Origin of the sequence: Bordetella pertussis 18323, assembly GCF_000306945.1 — a bacterium.
Taxonomy (GTDB): domain Bacteria; phylum Pseudomonadota; class Gammaproteobacteria; order Burkholderiales; family Burkholderiaceae_B; genus Bordetella; species Bordetella pertussis.
The window spans coordinates 2,657,744-2,675,267 of sequence record NC_018518.1; the positions used below are offsets into that span (position 1 = coordinate 2,657,744).

A 17,524-nucleotide genomic window follows, 5' to 3' on the forward strand; every position below is an offset into this window, starting at 1 on the left:
AAATACCATATAACCCCGGCTGGCCAGGCCCGCGCCGCGAGCCTCGCTTCACCTTGCGCACCTCGGCCTCGGCCGGCGCCAGCGCCGTGCCGTCCTGCGCGGCGGGCATGCTGGGCACGGCAATGACGCAGGGCTTGATCGCCTACGCGGACAGCGGCGCAAGACCGCGCGAGCCGTGCGTAGCCCGGGCTATCGGCGGGTCGCCGCCCTGAACAACACCAGGCTGGCCAAGGCCGCGGCGACGTTATAGACCATTGCCACGGCCAGCGCCCGGCCGTAGACCATGGCGCCATCGCCGACGGGCCAGCCGCCCTCCCCCTCGAGCACCGCGAACACCACGCCGCCCACCACCGCCACGCCCGTGGAAGTGCCCACCACCTGCAAGGTGCTCAGCATCCCCGACGCCATGCCGGCCTGCTCCTCTCGCACCGAGCCCAGAATCGCATTGAACGCAAGCGGGATCACCAGCCCCTGGCCCGCTCCGTTGAGCACCAGCGACGCCACCAAAAGCGGCAGATGGTGCGGCTGCGTCGCGGCGGTGACAACCGAGAGCGCCACGCCCGCGGCAAACACCAGCACCCCGAACAGCAGCGCGCCACGGCCATAGCGCGCCGCCAGCCGCGGCCCGACCAGCGACGCGCCGAAAAACGCCAATGCCGACGGCGTGAACACCGCGCCCGCCGCCAGCGGCGCCATGCCAAGCCCGAACTGCAGCAACAGCGTCAGCGCAAAGAAAAACGAACTGATCGCCGAGAAAAAGAAAAACACGGCGCCGATCCCCGCCACGAACGGCCGGTTGGCAAACAGCCCCATATCCAGCATGGGCACGCCACCGCGGCGCACCAGCCCTTGCTCATAGTGAACGAAATACCCCAGCACCAGCAACGCCAGCACCGGCCCGACCAGCGACCACCACGGCCAGCCGTGCTCGCGCCCCTCCATCACCGGCACCAGGATCAAGGCCAGCCCGGCGGCGCCGAGCAGCGCGCCCCGCATATCCACCTTCGTCGCAATCGGCGCGCGCCACTCGGGCAAGGCTCGCCGCCCCGCCAGCAACGCCGCGATACCCACAGGCACATTGATCAGGAACACCAGCCGCCACCCCAGGCCGAACGCATTCATCGTGATCAGCACGCCGCCCAGCAATTGCGACACCGTCGCCGCCACCCCCTGGACCGCGCCCATCACCCCGAACGCGCGCCTGCGCGCCTCGCCCTCGAACAACACCCTGATCGACGCCAGCACCTGCGGCATCAACACGCCCGCGCCCACGCCTTGCAAGGCGCGCGCGGCAATAAGCTGCCACGGCGTCACCGCCAACCCGCATAAGGCCGACGCCAGCGTGAACAGCCCCATCCCGGCCATAAACAGCCGTCGCCGGCCGAACAGATCTCCCAGGCGCGCGCCGTTGATCAGGCACAGACCATAAGCCAACGCATAGGCCACCACCACCAGCTGCAAATCCGTATCCGTCGCCGACAGACCATGCTGGATACTGGGCAACGCCACGTTGACGATGAACAGATCGAGAATCGTCACGAAATTGCCCGTCAACAACACGGCCAGCGCGCGCCAGGGGTGGCGCCTTTCAACATTGGGGGAAGGCATCGCGTCCATCATCCTTATAAATATATGTACGATCGTATTTATAGTATGATGAAAAACCCCATCTGCGCAATCACGCCGAACCCTGCCATGACTCAACTCGCCCCCTCCCCCACCGTCGACGGCCGCCGGTTGCGCGGCGAACGCGCGCGCGCACGCGTCCTGGACGAAGCCGTCAAACTCCTCTCCGTCGAGGGACTGGATGGCATCACCTTCGGCCAGGTCGCCGAGCGGGCCGAAGTGGGAAAAAGCAATCTCCAGGTGCTGTTCGGCGACAAGGAACGCCTGCAACTGGCGGCCCTGGACCATGCGATCGGCCTGTACCAGGCCCAGGTCATCGAACCGGCCATGCGCAAGCGCACGCCCTTGGCGCGGCTGCGCGCGCTGATGAACGGCTGGTTCGACTTCGTGGAGACCCGTCAGCTGCCGGGCGGCTGCGTCATTACCGCGGCCAGCAGCGAATACCGCGCCCGCCCCGGACCGCTACGGGACGCCATCCGGCAATACCGCGATGGCGCCCGCGCACGCCTGCGCGAACTGATTCGCCAAGCCAAAGCCCAGGGCCAGCTCGCCGCCGACACCAACGAAGCCAGACTGGCCATGGACCTGCTCGCCTACCAGGCATTCGCCAACGTCGCCGCGTCGATGGACGACGCCGCGGAGTTCAAGCGCGCAAAGGCCGCCGTCGCGCAAATGCTTGCGGGCGGTGCGGGCTGAGGGTCGACCGGCTTGTCGGTGGCAGGCCGTCGCCAGGATTCCGGCTTTGCGACGACTTGGTCCTTCGGTATGACGCGTATCCGCACCGCTCTCGATTACGGCATCATTGCGCCGAGCGACTTTGCGGCCTGCGCAAGCCCACCCAGGACGGAGTCCGCAACACGCGGCGAGAAGTCCTGCGGCAAATCGGCCTGCACGGCGGCAATGATCGCGGGCGTACGGGCCAACAGGTCTTCAATGATCGGCTCCGCCGTCGGGCCATAACCAACTTTTTGTGCGGTGCTGTTGAAGTGCCTGCGCTGGATGCCGTGCATCTCGTAATGCCGGTTCTTGCCAATCAATGCCATCGCCAATTTGATTTCGAACGGCGACCACTGATTCGCGCCATCGCCCAGTACCGGATAGGCCGACATCACGTCGTACAGTCTAGTCAACTGGAAACGGCCGCGCGGCAACAACTGGATGCTGAAATTCTTGGCGTGGCCATCGGGTGCCCGCAGCAACCAAAACAGGATCTGCGCCGCCATCAACGTTCTCATATCGACCGCTGCGTTCACTGACTGCCGCAGCGTGGCGAATAAGGCCTTGAGTCCTGGGCCGCCCTCGTTTTCATACTTGCGTAGCGGCGAGCACCCCTCGACCTGGCAGAAATCTTCCTGCGGCAGGCGCATCAGCCATTGCCCGTTGGGCGCAACACGCCGGTCGAATCGCTCGACCACCAGCACTCGCTGCTGTCCGAAGGTTGCGATGCTGGCCTCAGCCACATCCAACCCATACGCCTTCAGCAGCTTCAGACACAGCCATTCGTTATCAACAGAAGTGCTGAAGTCAGCCCGCCGTCCACCCACCAAGCCCAATGGAAGTTTGAAAATATGGCTCGTCGATGTCGCGCCACGCGGCGCAAGCCACTGTCCGCCCCACCACAGGAAGGCTGTCTTCTCTTGCGCGCCGGCCAGAGAAATTCTGAAATCCGCGTCCGGGTCCCGGCCCGCAGCGAAGGCGCGCGGCGTAACGGTTTCGATCAAATGCCGCTCGATGTCCTCCTCGGACAGAGGCACGCCCTCGATGCGATCAAAGCCCTCAGGTATCTCTTCGTCTTCCAGGATCTGTACGGCGCCAACGCAATCGCGTCCAATGGCTTTCAACAGATCGAAGGGATCGACCGAGCCCGTCCTGAATCGCTCGGCCACGCGACGACGGATAGCGTCGCTGTCCGGTAGCAGATTGTCGAAGTAGTTGGCGACTCTCTCCCCCTTGAGGGGCAGATTCTGCAAGTTGAATGGCAGCGACAGCGAAAGTGGCCGGCCGACGTCGGCACGGACCCAATCCACGTCGTACTGCAGTTCCATCTCTCCGCGAGCGGGAACCGTCCAACGCCCGACGCGAACGCCGTTGGTCCAGATGGACAGGCTGCGGCTGTGCGATCGGCGCCCCATGTCACCAATCCGCGTCGGAAGACCCTGCGGGACTTCCGCGAGTCGCAATCGTCAACTCCAACCCTAGCGCCGCGCACCAGGCCAGGAGCTGCTCCACGCTCAGTTGATGGGCATTCAACTCCAGGTGCGAGACCCGCGATTGGCTCAGGCCGATACGACTGGCCAGGGCCGATTGAGTCAGTCCCTGTGCTTTGCGTGCAGCCTGCAAGACCGCGCCAAGCTGGCCGGTAGTGAGCAGAGGTTGTGATGGCGGCGGCATTGGAAATACCTGATATTCAGCTAAAAGCATAATAGCTGTAAATCAACTATTTGTAAAATATCTGAAATTCAGCTATCAATCCACCGACTTACGCCCGGCACATAAGCTGCAGCCATGAACGTAGCAAGCGAGAAACCTGCGCCCGCTCCTCAACCAAGGCGCCAACCCCCCCTCCATGAGTCCGGCAAGCAGCGCTTGCCGTTATAGACCGATACACGTCGACGCGCTGGATCAGCGCTATTGCATCCAGCCTGGGCTTTGGCAATCTGCGACGCCAAGAAAAAATGCCATCGATGACGCGGTCGCAATCATCGATGGCATTAAATGTGGAATCAATGAATCGGATGCCCGACTCACTCCCACTCAATCGTCGCAGGCGGCTTGCTCGATACGTCGTACACCACCCGGTTGATGCCGCGCACTTCGTTGATGATGCGCGAGGAGACGCGCGCCAGCAGCGGGTGCGGCAGGGGCGCCCAGTCGGCGGTCATGAAGTCGAAGGTCTGCACGGCGCGCAGGGCGACGACGTATTCGTAGGTGCGGCCGTCGCCCATGACGCCGACCGATTTGACGGGCAGGAAGACGGCGAAGGCTTGCGAGGTGAGTTCGTACCAGGTCAGGCCGCTGGCCGGGTCCTTGGCGTTGCGCAGTTCCTCGATGAAGATGGCGTCGGCGCGGCGCAGCAGTTCGGCGTACTCGTGCTTGACTTCGCCCAGGATGCGCACGCCCAGGCCGGGGCCGGGGAACGGGTGGCGATAGACCATCTGCGGCGGCAGGCCCAGGGCCACGCCCAGTTCGCGCACTTCGTCCTTGAACAGTTCGCGCAGCGGCTCGAGCAGTTGCAGGTTGAGCGTGTCGGGCAGGCCACCGACGTTGTGGTGCGATTTGATCGAGGTGGCCTTGCCGGTCTTGGCGCCGGCCGATTCGATGACGTCGGGGTAGATGGTGCCTTGCGCCAGCCATTTGGCGCCTTGCAGCTTGCCGGCTTCGTCCTGAAAGACTTCGACGAATTCGCGGCCGATGATCTTGCGCTTGGCTTCGGGGTCGGCGACGCCGGTCAGCTTGCCCATGAACTGGCTGGTGGCGTCGACGTGGACGATCTTGACGCCCATGTTCTCGGTGAAGGTCTGCATGACCTGTTTGCCTTCGTCCAGTCGCAGCAGGCCGTGGTCGACGAAGACGCAGGTGAGCTGGTCGCCGATGGCGCGGTGGATGAGCGCGGCGGCCACCGAGGAGTCGACGCCGCCGGACAGGCCGAGGATGACTTCGTCGCTGCCGACCTGTTCGCGGATGCGGGCGACCGCTTCCGAGATGTAGTCGGGCATGTTCCAGTCGCCCTCGCAGCCGCAGATGTCCTTGACGAAGCGCGCCAGCATGGCCTTGCCCTGGACGGTGTGGGTGACTTCGGGGTGGAACTGCACGGCGTAGAAGCCGCGGCTTTCATCGGCCATGCCGGCGATGGGGCACGAGGCGGTGGAGGCCATCAGCTTGAAGCCGGGCGGCAGTTCGGTGACCTTGTCGCCATGGCTCATCCACACCTTGAGCATGCCGTGGCCTTCGTCGGTGGTGAAGTCGGCCAGACCGTCGAGCAGTTTGGTGTGGCCATGGGCGCGCACTTCGGCGTAGCCGAATTCGCGGTGGTCGCTGAAGCTGACGGTGCCGCCCAGCTGTTGCGCCATGGACTGCATGCCGTAGCAGATGCCCAGCACGGGCACGCCCACGTCGAACACGGCCGCCGGCACGCGCATCGAGCCTTCTTCGTAGGCCGACGCGTGGCTGCCCGAGAGGATGATGCCCTTGAGGCCCTGCGCGACCTGGTCGCGCACGAAGGCATCGTCGACGTCGCCGGCGTGGATTTCGGAGTAGACGCCGGCTTCGCGGACGCGGCGGGCGATCAGCTGGGTGACTTGCGAACCGTAGTCAAGAATGAGGATGCGCTGGTGCATGGAGATTCTGCCGGTTGGAAATAAAAGCGCACCGGCCAGAACCTGGCCGGTTCTGCCGGTGCGCGATGCATTGCGTGATGATGACTGGACCCCGGGTCAGTCGGCGCGGTAGTTCGGCGCCTCCTTGGTGATCTGCACGTCGTGGACATGCGATTCACGTACGCCGGCGGAGGTGATTTCGACGAACTGCGTCTTGGTGCGCATGTCGTCGATGCTGGCGCAGCCGCAGTAGCCCATCGAGGCGCGGATGCCGCCCACCAGCTGGTAGATGATGGCCAGCACGCTGCCCTTGTAGGGCACGCGGCCTTCGATGCCTTCGGGCACCAGCTTGTCGGCGTTGTTGGCGGGATCCTGGAAGTAGCGGTCGGCCGAACCGTCGGCCATCGCGCCCAGGCTGCCCATGCCGCGGTACGACTTGTACGAGCGGCCCTGGAACAGCACGACTTCGCCGGGGGCTTCCTCGGTGCCGGCGAACATGCCGCCCATCATGCAGGCGAACGCGCCGGCGGCCAGCGCCTTGGCGACGTCGCCCGAGTAGCGGATGCCTCCGTCGGCGATGAGGGGCACGCCGGTGCCTTCGAGGGCCTTGGCCACGTCGGAGATGGCGCTGATCTGGGGCACGCCCACACCGGCCACGATGCGCGTGGTGCAGATGGAGCCCGGGCCGATGCCGACCTTGACGCCGTCGGCGCCGGCTTCGACCAGCGCGCGCGCGGCGGCGGCGGTGGCGATATTGCCGCCGATGACTTCGACCTTGGGGTAGTTCTGCTTGACCCAGCGCACGCGCTCGAGCACGCCGGCCGAGTGGCCGTGCGCGGTGTCGACGATGATGACGTCGACGCCGGCGGCCACGAGTTTCTCGACCCGCTCTTCGGTGCCGGCGCCCACGCCCACGGCCGCGCCCACGCGCAGCTGGCCCTGGCTGTCCTTGCAGGCGTAGGGGTGTTCGGTGTTCTTGACGATGTCCTTGACGGTGGCCAGGCCGCGCAGCTCGAAGGCGTCGTTGACGATGAGCACGCGCTCGAGGCGGTGCTTGTGCATCAGCGCCTGGGCTTCGTCGAGGGTGGCGCCTTCCTTCATGGTGACCAGGCGGTCCTGCGGCGTCATGATGTTGCGCAGGGGCTGGTCGAGGCGGTCTTCGAAGCGCAGGTCGCGGTTGGTGACGATGCCGACCAGCTTGCGCCCTTCGACCACCGGCAGGCCCGAGATGCCATGCTGGCGCTGCAGCGCGATGGCGTCGCGCACCTTCATGTCGGGGGTGACGGTAACCGGGTCGATGACGATGCCGAATTCGTGGCGCTTGACGCGCGCGACTTCCTTGGCCTGGTCATCGGCCGACAGATTCTTGTGGATGATCCCTATCCCGCCTTCCTGCGCCATGGCGATGGCCAGGCGCGCTTCGGTCACGGTGTCCATGGCGGCGGACACGAGCGGAATGTTCAGGGTGATGTTGCGGGTAAGGCGGGTGGTCAGCGAGGTGTCGCGCGGCAACACTTCGGAGTAAGCAGGCACCAGCAACACGTCGTCGAAGGTGAGTGCTTTTTGAACGAGACGCATGGGAGACTCCGGGCGCAAAGCAAGATTATACGCCGGCTGTAAGAAGTTACTAGTAGGAACCCTAGGTTCCAGGGGGAATTTTGCCGGGTGTACGCCCGCGGCAACAGTGCCCGCCCTCTGCCCTGGTGTCGTGGCCTGTTTTTACCCGGATCATATTGACATTCGATATTTACCCGGGCAATATTTGCATCATTACATTTTTACCCGGACCAAATATCCATCATGACGACTCCCATGCCTATCTATACCGCCTTCGCCGGCCATGCCCTGCTGGCGGCCGGCCCGCTGGCCGAGGTGGCGCTGGCGGCGCGCCGCGCCGCCGATGGCGATGCCGGCGCCGCGGTGTTCATTTACGAGGATGCCACCGGACGCGCCATCGATGTGGACACCCGGGGCACCGACGCGGAAATCGTCGCGCGCCTGCCGCTGCCGCTGCCGCTGCCGACGCCCGTCGAGCCCGAGGCCGAGCCCGAGGGCAGCCCTGCCCGGCCGCGCGGCCGGGGCCGCCCCAGGCTGGGCGTGGTGGCGCGCGAAGTGACGCTGCTGCCGCGTCACTGGGATTGGCTGGCCGGACAGCCCGGCGGCGCCTCGGTGGCGTTGCGCAAGCTGGTCGAGCAGGCGCGCCGCGAGCATGCCGGCGCCGACGCGCTGCGCCGCGGACGCGACGCCGCCTATACCTTCATGAGCGCGGCGGCGGGCAACCTGCCCGGCTTCGAGGAAGCCGTCCGCGCACTGTATGCCGGCGACGCCGAGCGGCTGGCGGCGCACATGGCCGGCTGGCCGGCCGATGTGCGCGCCTACGCCCTGCGCCTGGCCGGCGCGGCGGACCTGCCGGCCTAGATGTGAACTGTCAATAGGTTGTATTCGTCCAGGTTGAGTCTGGAGATGGGTACAGCGCGCCCGATGCCTTGGTGGGGTCGATGCCAGTTGTAGTGGTGTAGCCAGGATTTCATGGCATCGGCTCGGTGTTGGGAGTTCTGGTAGGTGTGAGCGTAAGCCCACTCACGCAAGGCCGACTGGATGAAGCGTTCGGCCTTGCCATTGGTCTGTGGGCGGTAAGGTCGGGTAAAGCGGTGCTTGATGCCCAGCTCATGGCACAGCGCGGCGAAGGCGCGGCTGCGAAAGGCCGAGCCATTGTCGGTGAGCAAGCGCTGGATGGTCACGCCCAGGCGCTGGTAGTAGGCCACTGCGTCCTTGAGGAACTGGACGGCGCTGGGGAAGCGCTCGTCGGGGTGGATGTCGGTGAAGGCCACGCGGGCGTGGTCATCGATGGCCACGAAGACGAAGTCCCAGCCGGCCCCCTCAACGGTATCGCGTCGGTTGCCCGTGACCCGGTGGCCAGGGCGCTGGATACGTCCCAGCTTCTTGATGTCGATGTGCAGCAGATCGCCGGGGGCCTGATGCTCGTAGCGCACCACCGGCTCGGCCGGCTCCAGGTCGGCCAGGTGCGACAGACCGGCGCGGGCCAGGACGCGGCTGACGGTGCTGGCTGACACGCCCAGCGCCTGGGCGATGCGCGCTTGGGTCAGCCGCTTGCGGCGCAGCTCCACGATAGCCAGCGCCTTGGCCGGCGCAATCGCTCGGGGCGAGACCGTCGGGCGCGAGGACGCATCGGCCAAGCCCGCCTGGCCCTGAGCCAGGAAGCGGCCCAGCCATTTGCGCACAGTCGGCGCGGTGACCCCATAGGCGCGGGCCGCTTCAGGCACACAAACTTGATGGGCGATCAATTGCTGGACCATTTCGAGTCGACGTAGGAAGGTCAATCGGGCATGCTTATGGGTGTTCATCCGGCCGGGCTCCTTGAGTGAACTGGGGGATCGGCGATTTCCAGTTTCTCAAATCCGGTTCGGATGAACCATGCATACAACCTATTGAATCTTCACAGCTACCCCGCCATGGACAACATGGCCTGGTACGGCCTGGTCGCGCCGGCCGGCGTACCGCCCGAAGTCGTCAAGCGCGTCCACGACGCGGCCGTCAAGGCCCTGCAGGACCCGAAGATCCGCAAGCGCCTGGAAGACGGCGGCTCCATCGTGGAAGGCAGCACCCCCACCGAATACGCCAACCTCATCAAGCGCGAACTGGAACTGCGCAAACGCATCGCCACCGAACAGAAAATCCAGCTGAACTGACTGGTGTGCCTGTCCCCGCGGGGACAGGCACCCCGTCATACGGGGGGCAGGCACCCGCTGGATGCTTGCCTCACCCGCCCGACGGCAGTTCCCGCAATGGGACGCCCATGTCGCGCCAGGCTTCGGCGTGGCAGGTAAACAGCAGCACCTGGTGCCGCGAGGCGGCGTCGAACAGGGCGCGCTTGATCAGATCGCGCCGCGCGTCGTCGGCATGGACCAGCGCGTCGTCCAGCACCAGCAGCGCGGGCCGGCCGGCTTGCGCCAGCAGATCCGCGTAGGCCAGGCGCGCCAGCACGCCCAGTTGCTCGCGCGTGCCGAAACTGAGCGCGTCCAGGCCATCTTCCAGGCCGTCGCGCCGCAGCGCCACCGGCATCAGCGTCTCGTCCAGGCGCCATTGCGCGCCCGGGAACAGCAGCGCCAGGTAGTGCTGCAGGCGGCGGGCCAGGGGTTCGAGCAGACGCTGGGTGGCGGCGGTGCGGTGTTCGTCGAGCAGGCGCCACAGCAAGTCCAGCGCCTCGGCGCGTTCCACGTATTCGGCGCGCCGCCGGGCCAGCCGCTGCAGGTCGGCCTCGGCCAGCAGCAACTGCTCGCCCAGCCCCTGGGCGCCGGCCTGTTCCAGGCGGCCCTGCAATTGCAGCAACTCGCCATGGCGGCGATGCTGGGCCTCGCGCTCCAGCGCGGCCGAACGCTCGTAGCGCTGCAGGTCCTGTTCGACCAGTTCGGGTTGGTGCGCCGCCAGCGCCGCGCCGGCCTCCTTGGCGCGGCGGGCCAGGCTGTCGCGCAAGGCGCGCGCCTCGACCAGCCGCAAGCCCCGTTGGGCGCGCTGCGCGCTGCGCTGCTCGCCCGCGTAATCCTGCTCGCGCGCCTGCCATTGGGCTTGCAGCAATTGCGCGCGGGCGGCCTGGGTGTCCAGTTCGGTGCGCGCCGCCACCGTTGCCCGAGCGCCATGCTCGGCAGCCTGTTCGGCCGCCCGCAGCGCCTGCTGGATTTCGGCCAGCGGCGGCATGTCCCCCGCCGCCGCCGGCGGCAAGGCCTGCAGGCGCGCCTGCAGTTGGTCGCGGCGCCGGGCCGTGGCGGCCTGCTCGGCCTGCAGGGCCGGCACACCGTCGGGCGCGTGGATGCGCAAGGCCTTGCGCGCCATGTCCAGGTCGCGCCGGGCCTGCTCGCTGGCCGCCAGGCGCGCCTCGGCGCCGGCCAGGTCGGGCACGCCCAGCTTGCCGAGCAGCGCATCGCGTTCGGCGCCGCGCGCGCGCAGTTCGTCGAGCAGGGCCGGCAGGTCGCGTCCGCCGGGCAGGATTTCCAGTTCGCCGACCCCGTCGATGCGCACGCGCGCCGCGCTGGTGATCAGCACCTGCGCGTCGCCGGCCAGCGCCACGCCGTCGAGTTCGACCTGCTTGCCCGGCAACAGCCGGTGGTGTAGGCGCGTGGCCATTGCGCGCTGCTGCGCGCGTAATTCGTTGAGCAGGCGCTCCTGCTCGCGCAGGCGCGCGACGGTATCGGCATCGATGGCCGACTCCGCCAGTTGCGCCTGATGCCCGGCGACCGCCGCCGCCAGTTCGGCGGCCTGCTGCAAGGCCTGTTGCTGGCGCTGCGCATCGGCCTGCAGGCGAGCCAGTTGCTCCGCCAGATCGCCGCGCTCGGCGCCGGCCTGCGCGCAGGCCAGGCGTTCGCGCCAGTGCGCCACCTGGGCAGCCAGCTCGCCCTGCCCGGCCTGCACGCGCTCGAGCGCGGCCCGGGCCGGCTCCATGGCCTGCTGCGCGGCCTGCGCGTCGTTGCGCAACTGGGCCAGCGCCTCGGCGTCATGCTGGTCGCGCCCGACCTGCTCGGCAAGCAGCGCCAGGGTCTCGTCGGCCTGCGCCAGCTCGCGCTGCAATTGCTCCAGGGCCTGGCGTTCGCGCGCGATGCCTTCCAGGCGCTGGCGCGCCTGCGCGGCCCGCTCGGCCATTGCCTGCCAGGGCTGTTCGCGCTGGGCTCGCTCATACTCGGCGCGCAGCCGCGCCAGCCGGTCGACGTCGTCGTCGACCTGGCGCTTGGCGGCGGCCAGCGTCTCGCATTGCTCGCGGGCCCGCGCCCAGGCTTCCTCGGCTTCCTTGTAGGCCCCCTTGGGCTTGCCGCCGCGCGCATCCAGCAAGGCGGCGCGCTCGGCCGCCACGCGCTCGAACAGGCGATCGCCGTCGGTGGCGGCCAGCTCGCCCGACACCTCGGTCAGCGCCGCGCGCACGTGCATGCCGGCATGCCCGGCCGGCGCGAGCAGGGTCTGTCCTTCGCCCTGCTGGATCCACAACAGGCCCGGCACTCCTGCGTGCTCGGGCCGGCTCAGGCCGCGGCCCGCGAACTCGTAGCCCAGCAGCCGCGCCAGCAGGTTCTCGGCTTCCTCGCCTTCATGGCGTTGCGCGCCGCCGTCGATCAGCAACTCGCAGCGCGCGCGGTGCAGGAACTGCTTGCGCAGCGAATACGCGTGGCCGTCGTGCGTGAAATCCACCGTCACCGAGGACCGCGCGTCCGGCATGTCCCAGGGCGCCAGGTCGGCCAGCGGCTTGTTGGTGGCGTAGCGTTCCAGGAACGCGGCGCGCAGGGCCGCGACGAAGGTGCTCTTGCCCGCCTCGTTGGGACCCACGGTGATGTTCAGGCCGCCATCCAGGTCTTCCAGCGCGACTGGCTGGCGGAATTTGCGAAACGCCTCCAGGGCGATGCGGCGCAGCTTCACGAAGCGCCCTCCGCCAGCTCGCGCTGGTATTGCAGCAGCAGCCGCAGCGCGACGCGCGCTGCGGCGGCCTGCGCGCCGTCGCCCTGCATGGCCTGCAGGCGCGCGGCGGCCGCGCCCACGTAGCCATCGACCGAGAGCGCGGCCAGGTCGGCCGCATCCGGCTCCAGCACCAGTCCGGCGCTGTCGGCGACCAGCGCGCGCACGCGCGCCGCGGCGCGCTCGACATCGCGGCGCAATGCGTCCCAGCGCCGCGCCAGCGACAGCGCGCCGTGCAGTTCCAGGCGCAGCACGTCGCCGGCCTGCAGGCCGGCCAACCGGTGGCCCAGATCCTCGGCATCGGAAGCCAGGTCCAGCCGCTCGACCCAGTGCGACCAGCGATATTTGCCGACCTCCAGCTGGCGCACCTGCGGCGGCGCGCCTGGCGCCGCCACCTCCACGAGCAGCGCATATCCCGGGGCATTGCCGCGAAAGCGGTCGGGCTCGGGCGTGCCGGCATACCAGGTGCGTTCGTCGATGCGCAGGCAGCCGTGCCAGTCGCCCAGCGCCAGATAGTCCAGCCGGGCGCGCTGCGCGCGGTCCGGCGCGATCGGGTTGGCGGCATCGGCCTGCTCGGGCAGCCGGTCGGCCACGCTGCCGTGCGCCAGCCCCACGCGCACCAGGCCCGCGGCGCTGTCCATGGTGTCGAACGCGGCAGTCACATCGTCATAGGTATGGCGCTGGGTCAGCGGCGCGGCCAGCACGGCCAGCCCCGCCAGCGGCAGCTCGACCGCGGCCGTGTCCTGGGGAACGTGGACGTTGGTTCCGATGCACTCGAGCCGGCGCGCGCGCGACCAGACGCTGTCGGCCAGCGCCGCATCGTGGTTGCCGGCGATCAGCACCCACGGGCCCTCGTAGGCCTGCATGGCGCCGAACAGGCGCCGGATCGTGCGATCCGAAACGCTTTGCGTATCGAAGACGTCGCCGGCCACCAGCACGGCGTCGACGGCCAGTTCGCTGGCCTGGGCGGCAATGCGGGCCACGGCCTCCAGCCGCGCCTCGGCCAGCACGGCCGCGTCATCGCTGTCGAACTGGCCGTACTGGCGGCCGATCTGCCAATCCGCGGTATGAATGAATCGGGTCACGAAGCTCCGGTCGGGCGCGCGCCGCGCCTGTCGTCATGCCCGGATTGTGGCACAGGCGCCGGCGCGCGCCGACGGCTCAGGCGGCGTTGTGCTGCGCGCGCGCCACGCCGCCGCCAGCCTGCCCGCCCGCGCCGTAGCGCGACAGCGCGAGGTCGTCGGCGCGGATGGCCGGCTGGCGCCCGCACACCTGGTCGGCCACCAACTGGCCCGACCCGCAGGCCATGGTCCAGCCCAGGGTGCCGTGGCCGGTGTTCAGGAACAGGTTGCCATACTTGGTGGCGCCGATGATGGGCGTGCTGTCCGGCGTCATCGGCCGCAGGCCGGTCCAGAACTCGGCCTGCTCGACCGCGCCGCTGCCGGGGAACAAATCGTTGACCACCAGCTCCAGGGTCTTGCGGCGCGCCTCCTTCAGGCGCAGATCGAAGCCCGCCAGCTCGGCCATGCCGCCGACGCGGATGCGCTGGTCGAAGCGCGTGACCGCGACCTTGTAGGTTTCATCCAGGATGGTGGAAACCGGCGCGGCGGACTCGTCAGTCATGGGAATGGTGAGCGAATAGCCCTTGACGGGGTAGACCGGCAGATCCAGGCCCAGCGGGCGCAGAAAGCCACGCGTATAGCTACCGAACGCCGCGACGTAGCGGTCGGCCGCCAGTTGCTCGCCGCCCACGCGCACGCCAACCACCTGCCCGCCGCGCACGTCCAGCCCCTCGACCTGCTGGTTGAAGCGGAATTGCACGCCCAGCGCCTTGGCCTTCTCGGCCAGCTGCAGGGTGAAGCGCCGGCAATCGCCGGTTTCGTCGTTGGGCAGGCGCAGGCCGCCGGCCAGCTTGTCCAGCGCGCGCGCCAGCGCCGGCTCGGCGGTGGGCAGGCGGTTGCGGTCGAGCAATTCGTACGGCACGCCGCACTCTTCGAGCACGGCGATGTCGCGCCGCGCGGCTTCCATCTGCGCGGCGGTGCGGAACAGCTGCAACGTGCCCTGGGTGCGCTGCTCGTACTGGATGCCGGTATCGGCGCGCAAGGTGCGCAGGCAGTCGCGGCTGTATTCGGCCAGGCGCAGCATGCGTTCCTTGTTGACGCTGTAGCGGCCGGCCGAGCAATTGGCCAGCATCGCCGCCAGCCAGCGCCACTGGTAGAAACTGCCGTCGGCGCGGATGGCCAGCGGCGCATGCTTCTGGAACATCCACTTCAGCGCCTTGAGCGGGATGCCGGGCGCCGCCCACGGCGTGGAGTAGCCCGGCGACACCTGGCCGGCATTGCCGTAGCTGGTTTCGTCGGCCGGCCCGGCGCGGCGCTCCAGCACCGTGACCTGCGCGCCCTGGCGCGCCAGATAATAGGCGGTCGTCGTGCCGATGACGCCGCTGCCCAGGACGATGACGTGCATAGAATCTCCCACACTCTTTTACATACGTGAATTCCTGTAGTCTAGGAGGCCCCAGGCAGTGATAATCACTAAAATCATTCCGGGATGCCGGCCTTTCCACTGGCCGCCGCGGGTTTTCTTACCTTTGGAAGTGAAATGCGCGAACTGGACCGCATCGATCGCAAAATCCTCGATATTCTGCAACGTGAAGGGCGTATATCCATTACCGAGCTGGCGGAGAAAATCAGCCTGTCGGCCACGCCCTGTTCCGAGCGCGTCCGGCGCCTGGAACGCGAGGGCGTGATTACCGGCTACCATGCGCGCATCAATCCGGCGGCGCTGGGCAAGACGCTGCTGGTATTCCTGGAAATCCGCCTTTCGGCCAAGTCCGGCGATGTGTTCGACAAGGTCAAGCAGGAACTTCTGTACGTGCCCGAGGTCATGGAATGCCATCTGGTCTCGGGCGATTTCGATTATCTGGTCAAGGCGCGGCTATCGGAAATGAATGAATACCGCCGCTTGCTGGGCGAGATTCTCAAGCGCCTGCCCGCTTCGGCGGAATCGCACAGCTACGTGGTCATGGAAGAAATCAAGGAAACCCTCTACCTGCCTGTGGACCGCTGAATCCCGCCGCCCGCCATGAACCGGGGACGCTTCATCTTTTTTCTGTACCATTCTGAGCCGTATTTCATTTCATGCCCGCCGTCCGCGCCCGCCGGCGCGGCGCAGGAGCCTCATCCATGAGCCGTTTGTACCGATATTTCTTCCGCGGCCTGATCACCGTCCTGCCCATCGCGCTGACGCTGTATCTGCTGTTCATTTTCCTGGCCTGGACCGAAGCGCTGGCGCTCACCCTGCTGCGCCCGTTCATCGGCAGTTTCTACATCCCGGGCATGGGCCTGGCGCTGGGCATCCTCGGCATCCTGGCCATCGGCTACCTGGTGTCGAAACAACGCGTGCAGCGCTGGCTGCTGCTGCTGGAAATGCCGTTTACCAACCTGCCGGTGGTCAAGAGCATTTATTCGTCGCTCAAGAGCTTCGCCGATTATTTTTCGCCCAGCGCCAAGACCAGCTCGCAGCAGGTCGTGATCCTGCGCATGCCGGGCAATCCGCTGGAGCTGGTGGGCCTGGTCACCCGCCGCACGCTGGAAGGCCTGCCGGACGGGTTCACGCAGGGCGACCGCGTGGCCGTCTACCTGCCCATGGGCTACATGATCGGCGGCTACACCGTGTTCGTGCCCACCGAGTGGGTGCATCCGATCCAGATGTCGGTGGAGGAAGCCATGCGCTCGTCCCTGATCGCCTGGATGGCGCGCGCCGAGAACGGCGCGGCCAGCGGCACGGTGGCCACGCCGCCGGCACCGCCCGCGCCCCCCGCCCCGCCGGCGGCGGGCGGCCCGCAGGCCTGATCCGCGCCCGGGCCCGCGCGCCGGCGGCGCGGATCGGCGCGCCGCCTCTTGCGGATTTCGCGCCGATTGGCAATGATTGCCTCCCGCGCCGGGTCCCTCCGGCGCCACGACGGCTCAGGGAGCCTATCCATGTCCACCGCAGCGCCCGTCCCGGGCGGCATTCTGATCGCATGCGCCGCCGCCGCGGCCGACGCCAACCAGCAAGCACTGTTGCAATATGTCCAGGGTCTGGGCCTGGCCGACGCGGTCACGCTGTCCTGCATCCGGCGCGGCGAAACCGCGGCCCTGTCGATGACCCTGGCGCCCGCGTTCCAGGCGCGCCATGCGCCCGGCCACGACACGACCGGTATCGCCGCCTCGCTGGGCTTGCGTCCCGAGCACGACAGCGGCGACCTCGAGCGCGAGATCCTGCTCGCCATCCTCGCCAGCCCGGTGGCCTTTCCCCTGCCTGAAGCCGCCGAGCTGGCCTCGGCGGTGCGCATCCGCCGCCACATCGTGCAGGCGGCGCGACGCACCGCCCTGGCGTTCGACACCGAGCAGGCCGAACGGCCGCAGGACGACTGGGTCTACGACGAGCAGCGCGGCTTCACCGTGCTGCCGGGCCGCCCGCTGGTCGAGGCGCTGCGCAAGGCAACCCAGCCCGACGAGTCGGGCCGGCTGTATTCGTTTTCCTGTTACCGCGCCACCGAATACGTGACCGTGCTGGGGATCGCCCAGGAGCTGCAGGCCTGCAACCCCGAACTGGCCGCGCGCCTGCAACGCCAGTGGGAAACCCGCGCAGTGATGTCCGGGCTGTTCCACGACACGTTCCTGCGCGAATACGGCTCGCTGCAGGACCCGCTGCCGCCGCGCTACTACGTGCCGGGCGACCGCCTGTGGTTCCGCAACCCGGACGAGCATTCGTCCAACGTCGAAGGCTACGAAGGGTCGTGGGTGTTCTACCTGGGCTCGGGGCTGTTCAACAATTTCTGGAAGCGCGACCAGCCGTACACGCTGGCCGGCAAATGCGTGGAGATCTACCACTGGCGCCACGGCGCGCGCCGCAACGAGGCCGGCAAGCTGATCATCGACGAATCCATCGTCGAGGCGCGCGTGCACGCGACCATGGCCGACCCGCAGGCCACCGCGCGCGTGCTCGAACGCATGGTGCGCATCCGCGATCCGCAGGGCATCTACGCCGAGGGCGGCTGCATCGATGCCACGCGCGAATGCGCGCGCTGGGTCGGGCCGGGGCATACCGACATCGTGCTACCCGACTTCCCCCGGCCCGCCTGA

The 17,524-nt window shown here is 67.8% G+C and carries 14 protein-coding genes and 1 pseudogene; 6 read left to right on the forward strand and 9 right to left on the reverse strand.

Translation table 11 applies throughout. From position 1 onward, the window contains the following. Positions 1–189 precede the first annotated feature (189 nt). A complete protein-coding gene (locus BN118_RS12495; RefSeq protein ID WP_041166193.1) occupies positions 190–1,620 on the reverse strand; it encodes an MFS transporter in 1,431 nt (476 codons plus the stop codon). A gap of 12 nt (positions 1,621–1,632) precedes the next feature. Here BN118_RS12495 and BN118_RS12500 point away from each other — a divergent pair, with 12 nt between their 5' ends. After that, positions 1,633–2,322, forward strand: coding sequence for a TetR/AcrR family transcriptional regulator (locus BN118_RS12500; RefSeq protein ID WP_010931038.1), 690 nt, complete (start codon positions 1,633–1,635; stop codon positions 2,320–2,322). Positions 2,323–2,417: 95 nt separating this feature from the next. Here BN118_RS12500 and BN118_RS12505 read toward each other — a convergent pair whose 3' ends face one another. The 4 genes from BN118_RS12505 to guaB all read right to left on the reverse strand — a co-directional run bounded on the left by BN118_RS12505 (position 2,418) and on the right by guaB (position 7,520). Further along, positions 2,418–3,758, reverse strand: coding sequence for a type II toxin-antitoxin system HipA family toxin (locus BN118_RS12505; protein WP_003816876.1), 1,341 nt, complete (start codon positions 3,756–3,758; stop codon positions 2,418–2,420). 1 nt (position 3,759) lies between these two features. Continuing rightward, entirely contained in the window at positions 3,760–4,017 is a 258-nt protein-coding gene (locus tag BN118_RS12510; RefSeq protein WP_019247974.1) for a helix-turn-helix domain-containing protein, read from the reverse strand. 353 nt (positions 4,018–4,370) lie between these two features. Then, entirely contained in the window at positions 4,371–5,963 is a 1,593-nt protein-coding gene (gene guaA / locus BN118_RS12515) for a glutamine-hydrolyzing GMP synthase (RefSeq protein WP_010931040.1), read from the reverse strand. 96 nt (positions 5,964–6,059) lie between these two features. Next, the gene (gene guaB, locus BN118_RS12520) at positions 6,060–7,520 is read right to left on the reverse strand and encodes an IMP dehydrogenase (protein ID WP_003812368.1); all 1,461 of its coding nucleotides are present in this window, start codon (positions 7,518–7,520) and stop codon (positions 6,060–6,062) included. A gap of 222 nt (positions 7,521–7,742) precedes the next feature. Between guaB and BN118_RS12525 the strand changes: the two genes are divergently transcribed. After that, positions 7,743–8,360, forward strand: coding sequence for a DUF2239 family protein (locus BN118_RS12525; RefSeq protein WP_014905905.1), 618 nt, complete (start codon positions 7,743–7,745; stop codon positions 8,358–8,360). On the opposite strand, the gene BN118_RS12530 is transcribed toward BN118_RS12525, so the two are convergent. Next, complete coding sequence (locus BN118_RS12530; protein WP_005015810.1) at positions 8,357–9,307, reverse strand: IS481-like element IS481 family transposase; 951 nt, start codon at positions 9,305–9,307, stop codon at positions 8,357–8,359. The genes BN118_RS12525 and BN118_RS12530 overlap by 4 nt on opposite strands. A 99-nt stretch (positions 9,308–9,406) precedes the next feature. Here BN118_RS12530 and BN118_RS12535 point away from each other — a divergent pair. Further along, a pseudogene (locus tag BN118_RS12535) lies at positions 9,407–9,652 on the forward strand (tripartite tricarboxylate transporter substrate-binding protein); the annotation flags it as partial. A 70-nt stretch (positions 9,653–9,722) separates the two neighbouring features. On the opposite strand, the gene BN118_RS12540 reads toward BN118_RS12535, so the two are convergent. From BN118_RS12540 to BN118_RS12550, 3 genes are all read right to left on the reverse strand, one after another. Next, the gene (locus BN118_RS12540) at positions 9,723–12,359 is read right to left on the reverse strand and encodes an AAA family ATPase (RefSeq protein WP_014905906.1); all 2,637 of its coding nucleotides are present in this window, start codon (positions 12,357–12,359) and stop codon (positions 9,723–9,725) included. Next, positions 12,356–13,480, reverse strand: a complete 1,125-nt coding sequence (locus tag BN118_RS12545; protein WP_014486086.1) for a metallophosphoesterase family protein — start codon at positions 13,478–13,480, stop codon at positions 12,356–12,358. The genes BN118_RS12540 and BN118_RS12545 overlap by 4 nt, the downstream gene beginning before the upstream one ends. A 76-nt stretch (positions 13,481–13,556) precedes the next feature. Then, a complete protein-coding gene (locus BN118_RS12550; protein ID WP_003816553.1) occupies positions 13,557–14,861 on the reverse strand; it encodes a D-amino acid dehydrogenase in 1,305 nt (434 codons plus the stop codon). Between the two features lie 135 nt (positions 14,862–14,996). Here BN118_RS12550 and BN118_RS12555 point away from each other — a divergent pair, with 135 nt between their 5' ends. The 3 genes from BN118_RS12555 (at position 14,997) to BN118_RS12565 (ending at position 17,524) form a co-directional block, all read left to right on the forward strand. Then, a complete protein-coding gene (locus tag BN118_RS12555; protein ID WP_003810957.1) occupies positions 14,997–15,464 on the forward strand; it encodes a winged helix-turn-helix transcriptional regulator in 468 nt (155 codons plus the stop codon). A 116-nt stretch (positions 15,465–15,580) separates the two neighbouring features. Further along, the gene (locus tag BN118_RS12560) at positions 15,581–16,249 is read left to right on the forward strand and encodes a DUF502 domain-containing protein (protein ID WP_010931044.1); all 669 of its coding nucleotides are present in this window, start codon (positions 15,581–15,583) and stop codon (positions 16,247–16,249) included. A gap of 129 nt (positions 16,250–16,378) precedes the next feature. Next, complete coding sequence (locus BN118_RS12565; RefSeq protein ID WP_019249399.1) at positions 16,379–17,524, forward strand: hypothetical protein; 1,146 nt, start codon at positions 16,379–16,381, stop codon at positions 17,522–17,524.

Excerpts from the sequence above, each read along its gene's own strand:
- BN118_RS12495 (WP_041166193.1), bottom strand. The coding sequence starts at position 1,620 with ATGATGGACGCGATGCCTTCCCCCAATGTTGAAAGGCGCCACCCCTGG.
- BN118_RS12500 (WP_010931038.1), top strand. The coding sequence starts at position 1,633 with ATGTACGATCGTATTTATAGTATGATGAAAAACCCCATCTGCGCAATC.
- BN118_RS12505 (WP_003816876.1), bottom strand. The coding sequence starts at position 3,758 with ATGGGGCGCCGATCGCACAGCCGCAGCCTGTCCATCTGGACCAACGGC.
- BN118_RS12510 (WP_019247974.1), bottom strand. The coding sequence starts at position 4,017 with ATGCCGCCGCCATCACAACCTCTGCTCACTACCGGCCAGCTTGGCGCG.
- guaA (WP_010931040.1), bottom strand. The coding sequence starts at position 5,963 with ATGCACCAGCGCATCCTCATTCTTGACTACGGTTCGCAAGTCACCCAG.
- guaB (WP_003812368.1), bottom strand. The coding sequence starts at position 7,520 with ATGCGTCTCGTTCAAAAAGCACTCACCTTCGACGACGTGTTGCTGGTG.
- BN118_RS12525 (WP_014905905.1), top strand. The coding sequence starts at position 7,743 with ATGACGACTCCCATGCCTATCTATACCGCCTTCGCCGGCCATGCCCTG.
- BN118_RS12530 (WP_005015810.1), bottom strand. The coding sequence starts at position 9,307 with ATGAACACCCATAAGCATGCCCGATTGACCTTCCTACGTCGACTCGAA.
- BN118_RS12550 (WP_003816553.1), bottom strand. The coding sequence starts at position 14,861 with ATGCACGTCATCGTCCTGGGCAGCGGCGTCATCGGCACGACGACCGCC.
- BN118_RS12555 (WP_003810957.1), top strand. The coding sequence starts at position 14,997 with ATGCGCGAACTGGACCGCATCGATCGCAAAATCCTCGATATTCTGCAA.
- BN118_RS12560 (WP_010931044.1), top strand. The coding sequence starts at position 15,581 with ATGAGCCGTTTGTACCGATATTTCTTCCGCGGCCTGATCACCGTCCTG.
- BN118_RS12565 (WP_019249399.1), top strand. The coding sequence starts at position 16,379 with ATGTCCACCGCAGCGCCCGTCCCGGGCGGCATTCTGATCGCATGCGCC.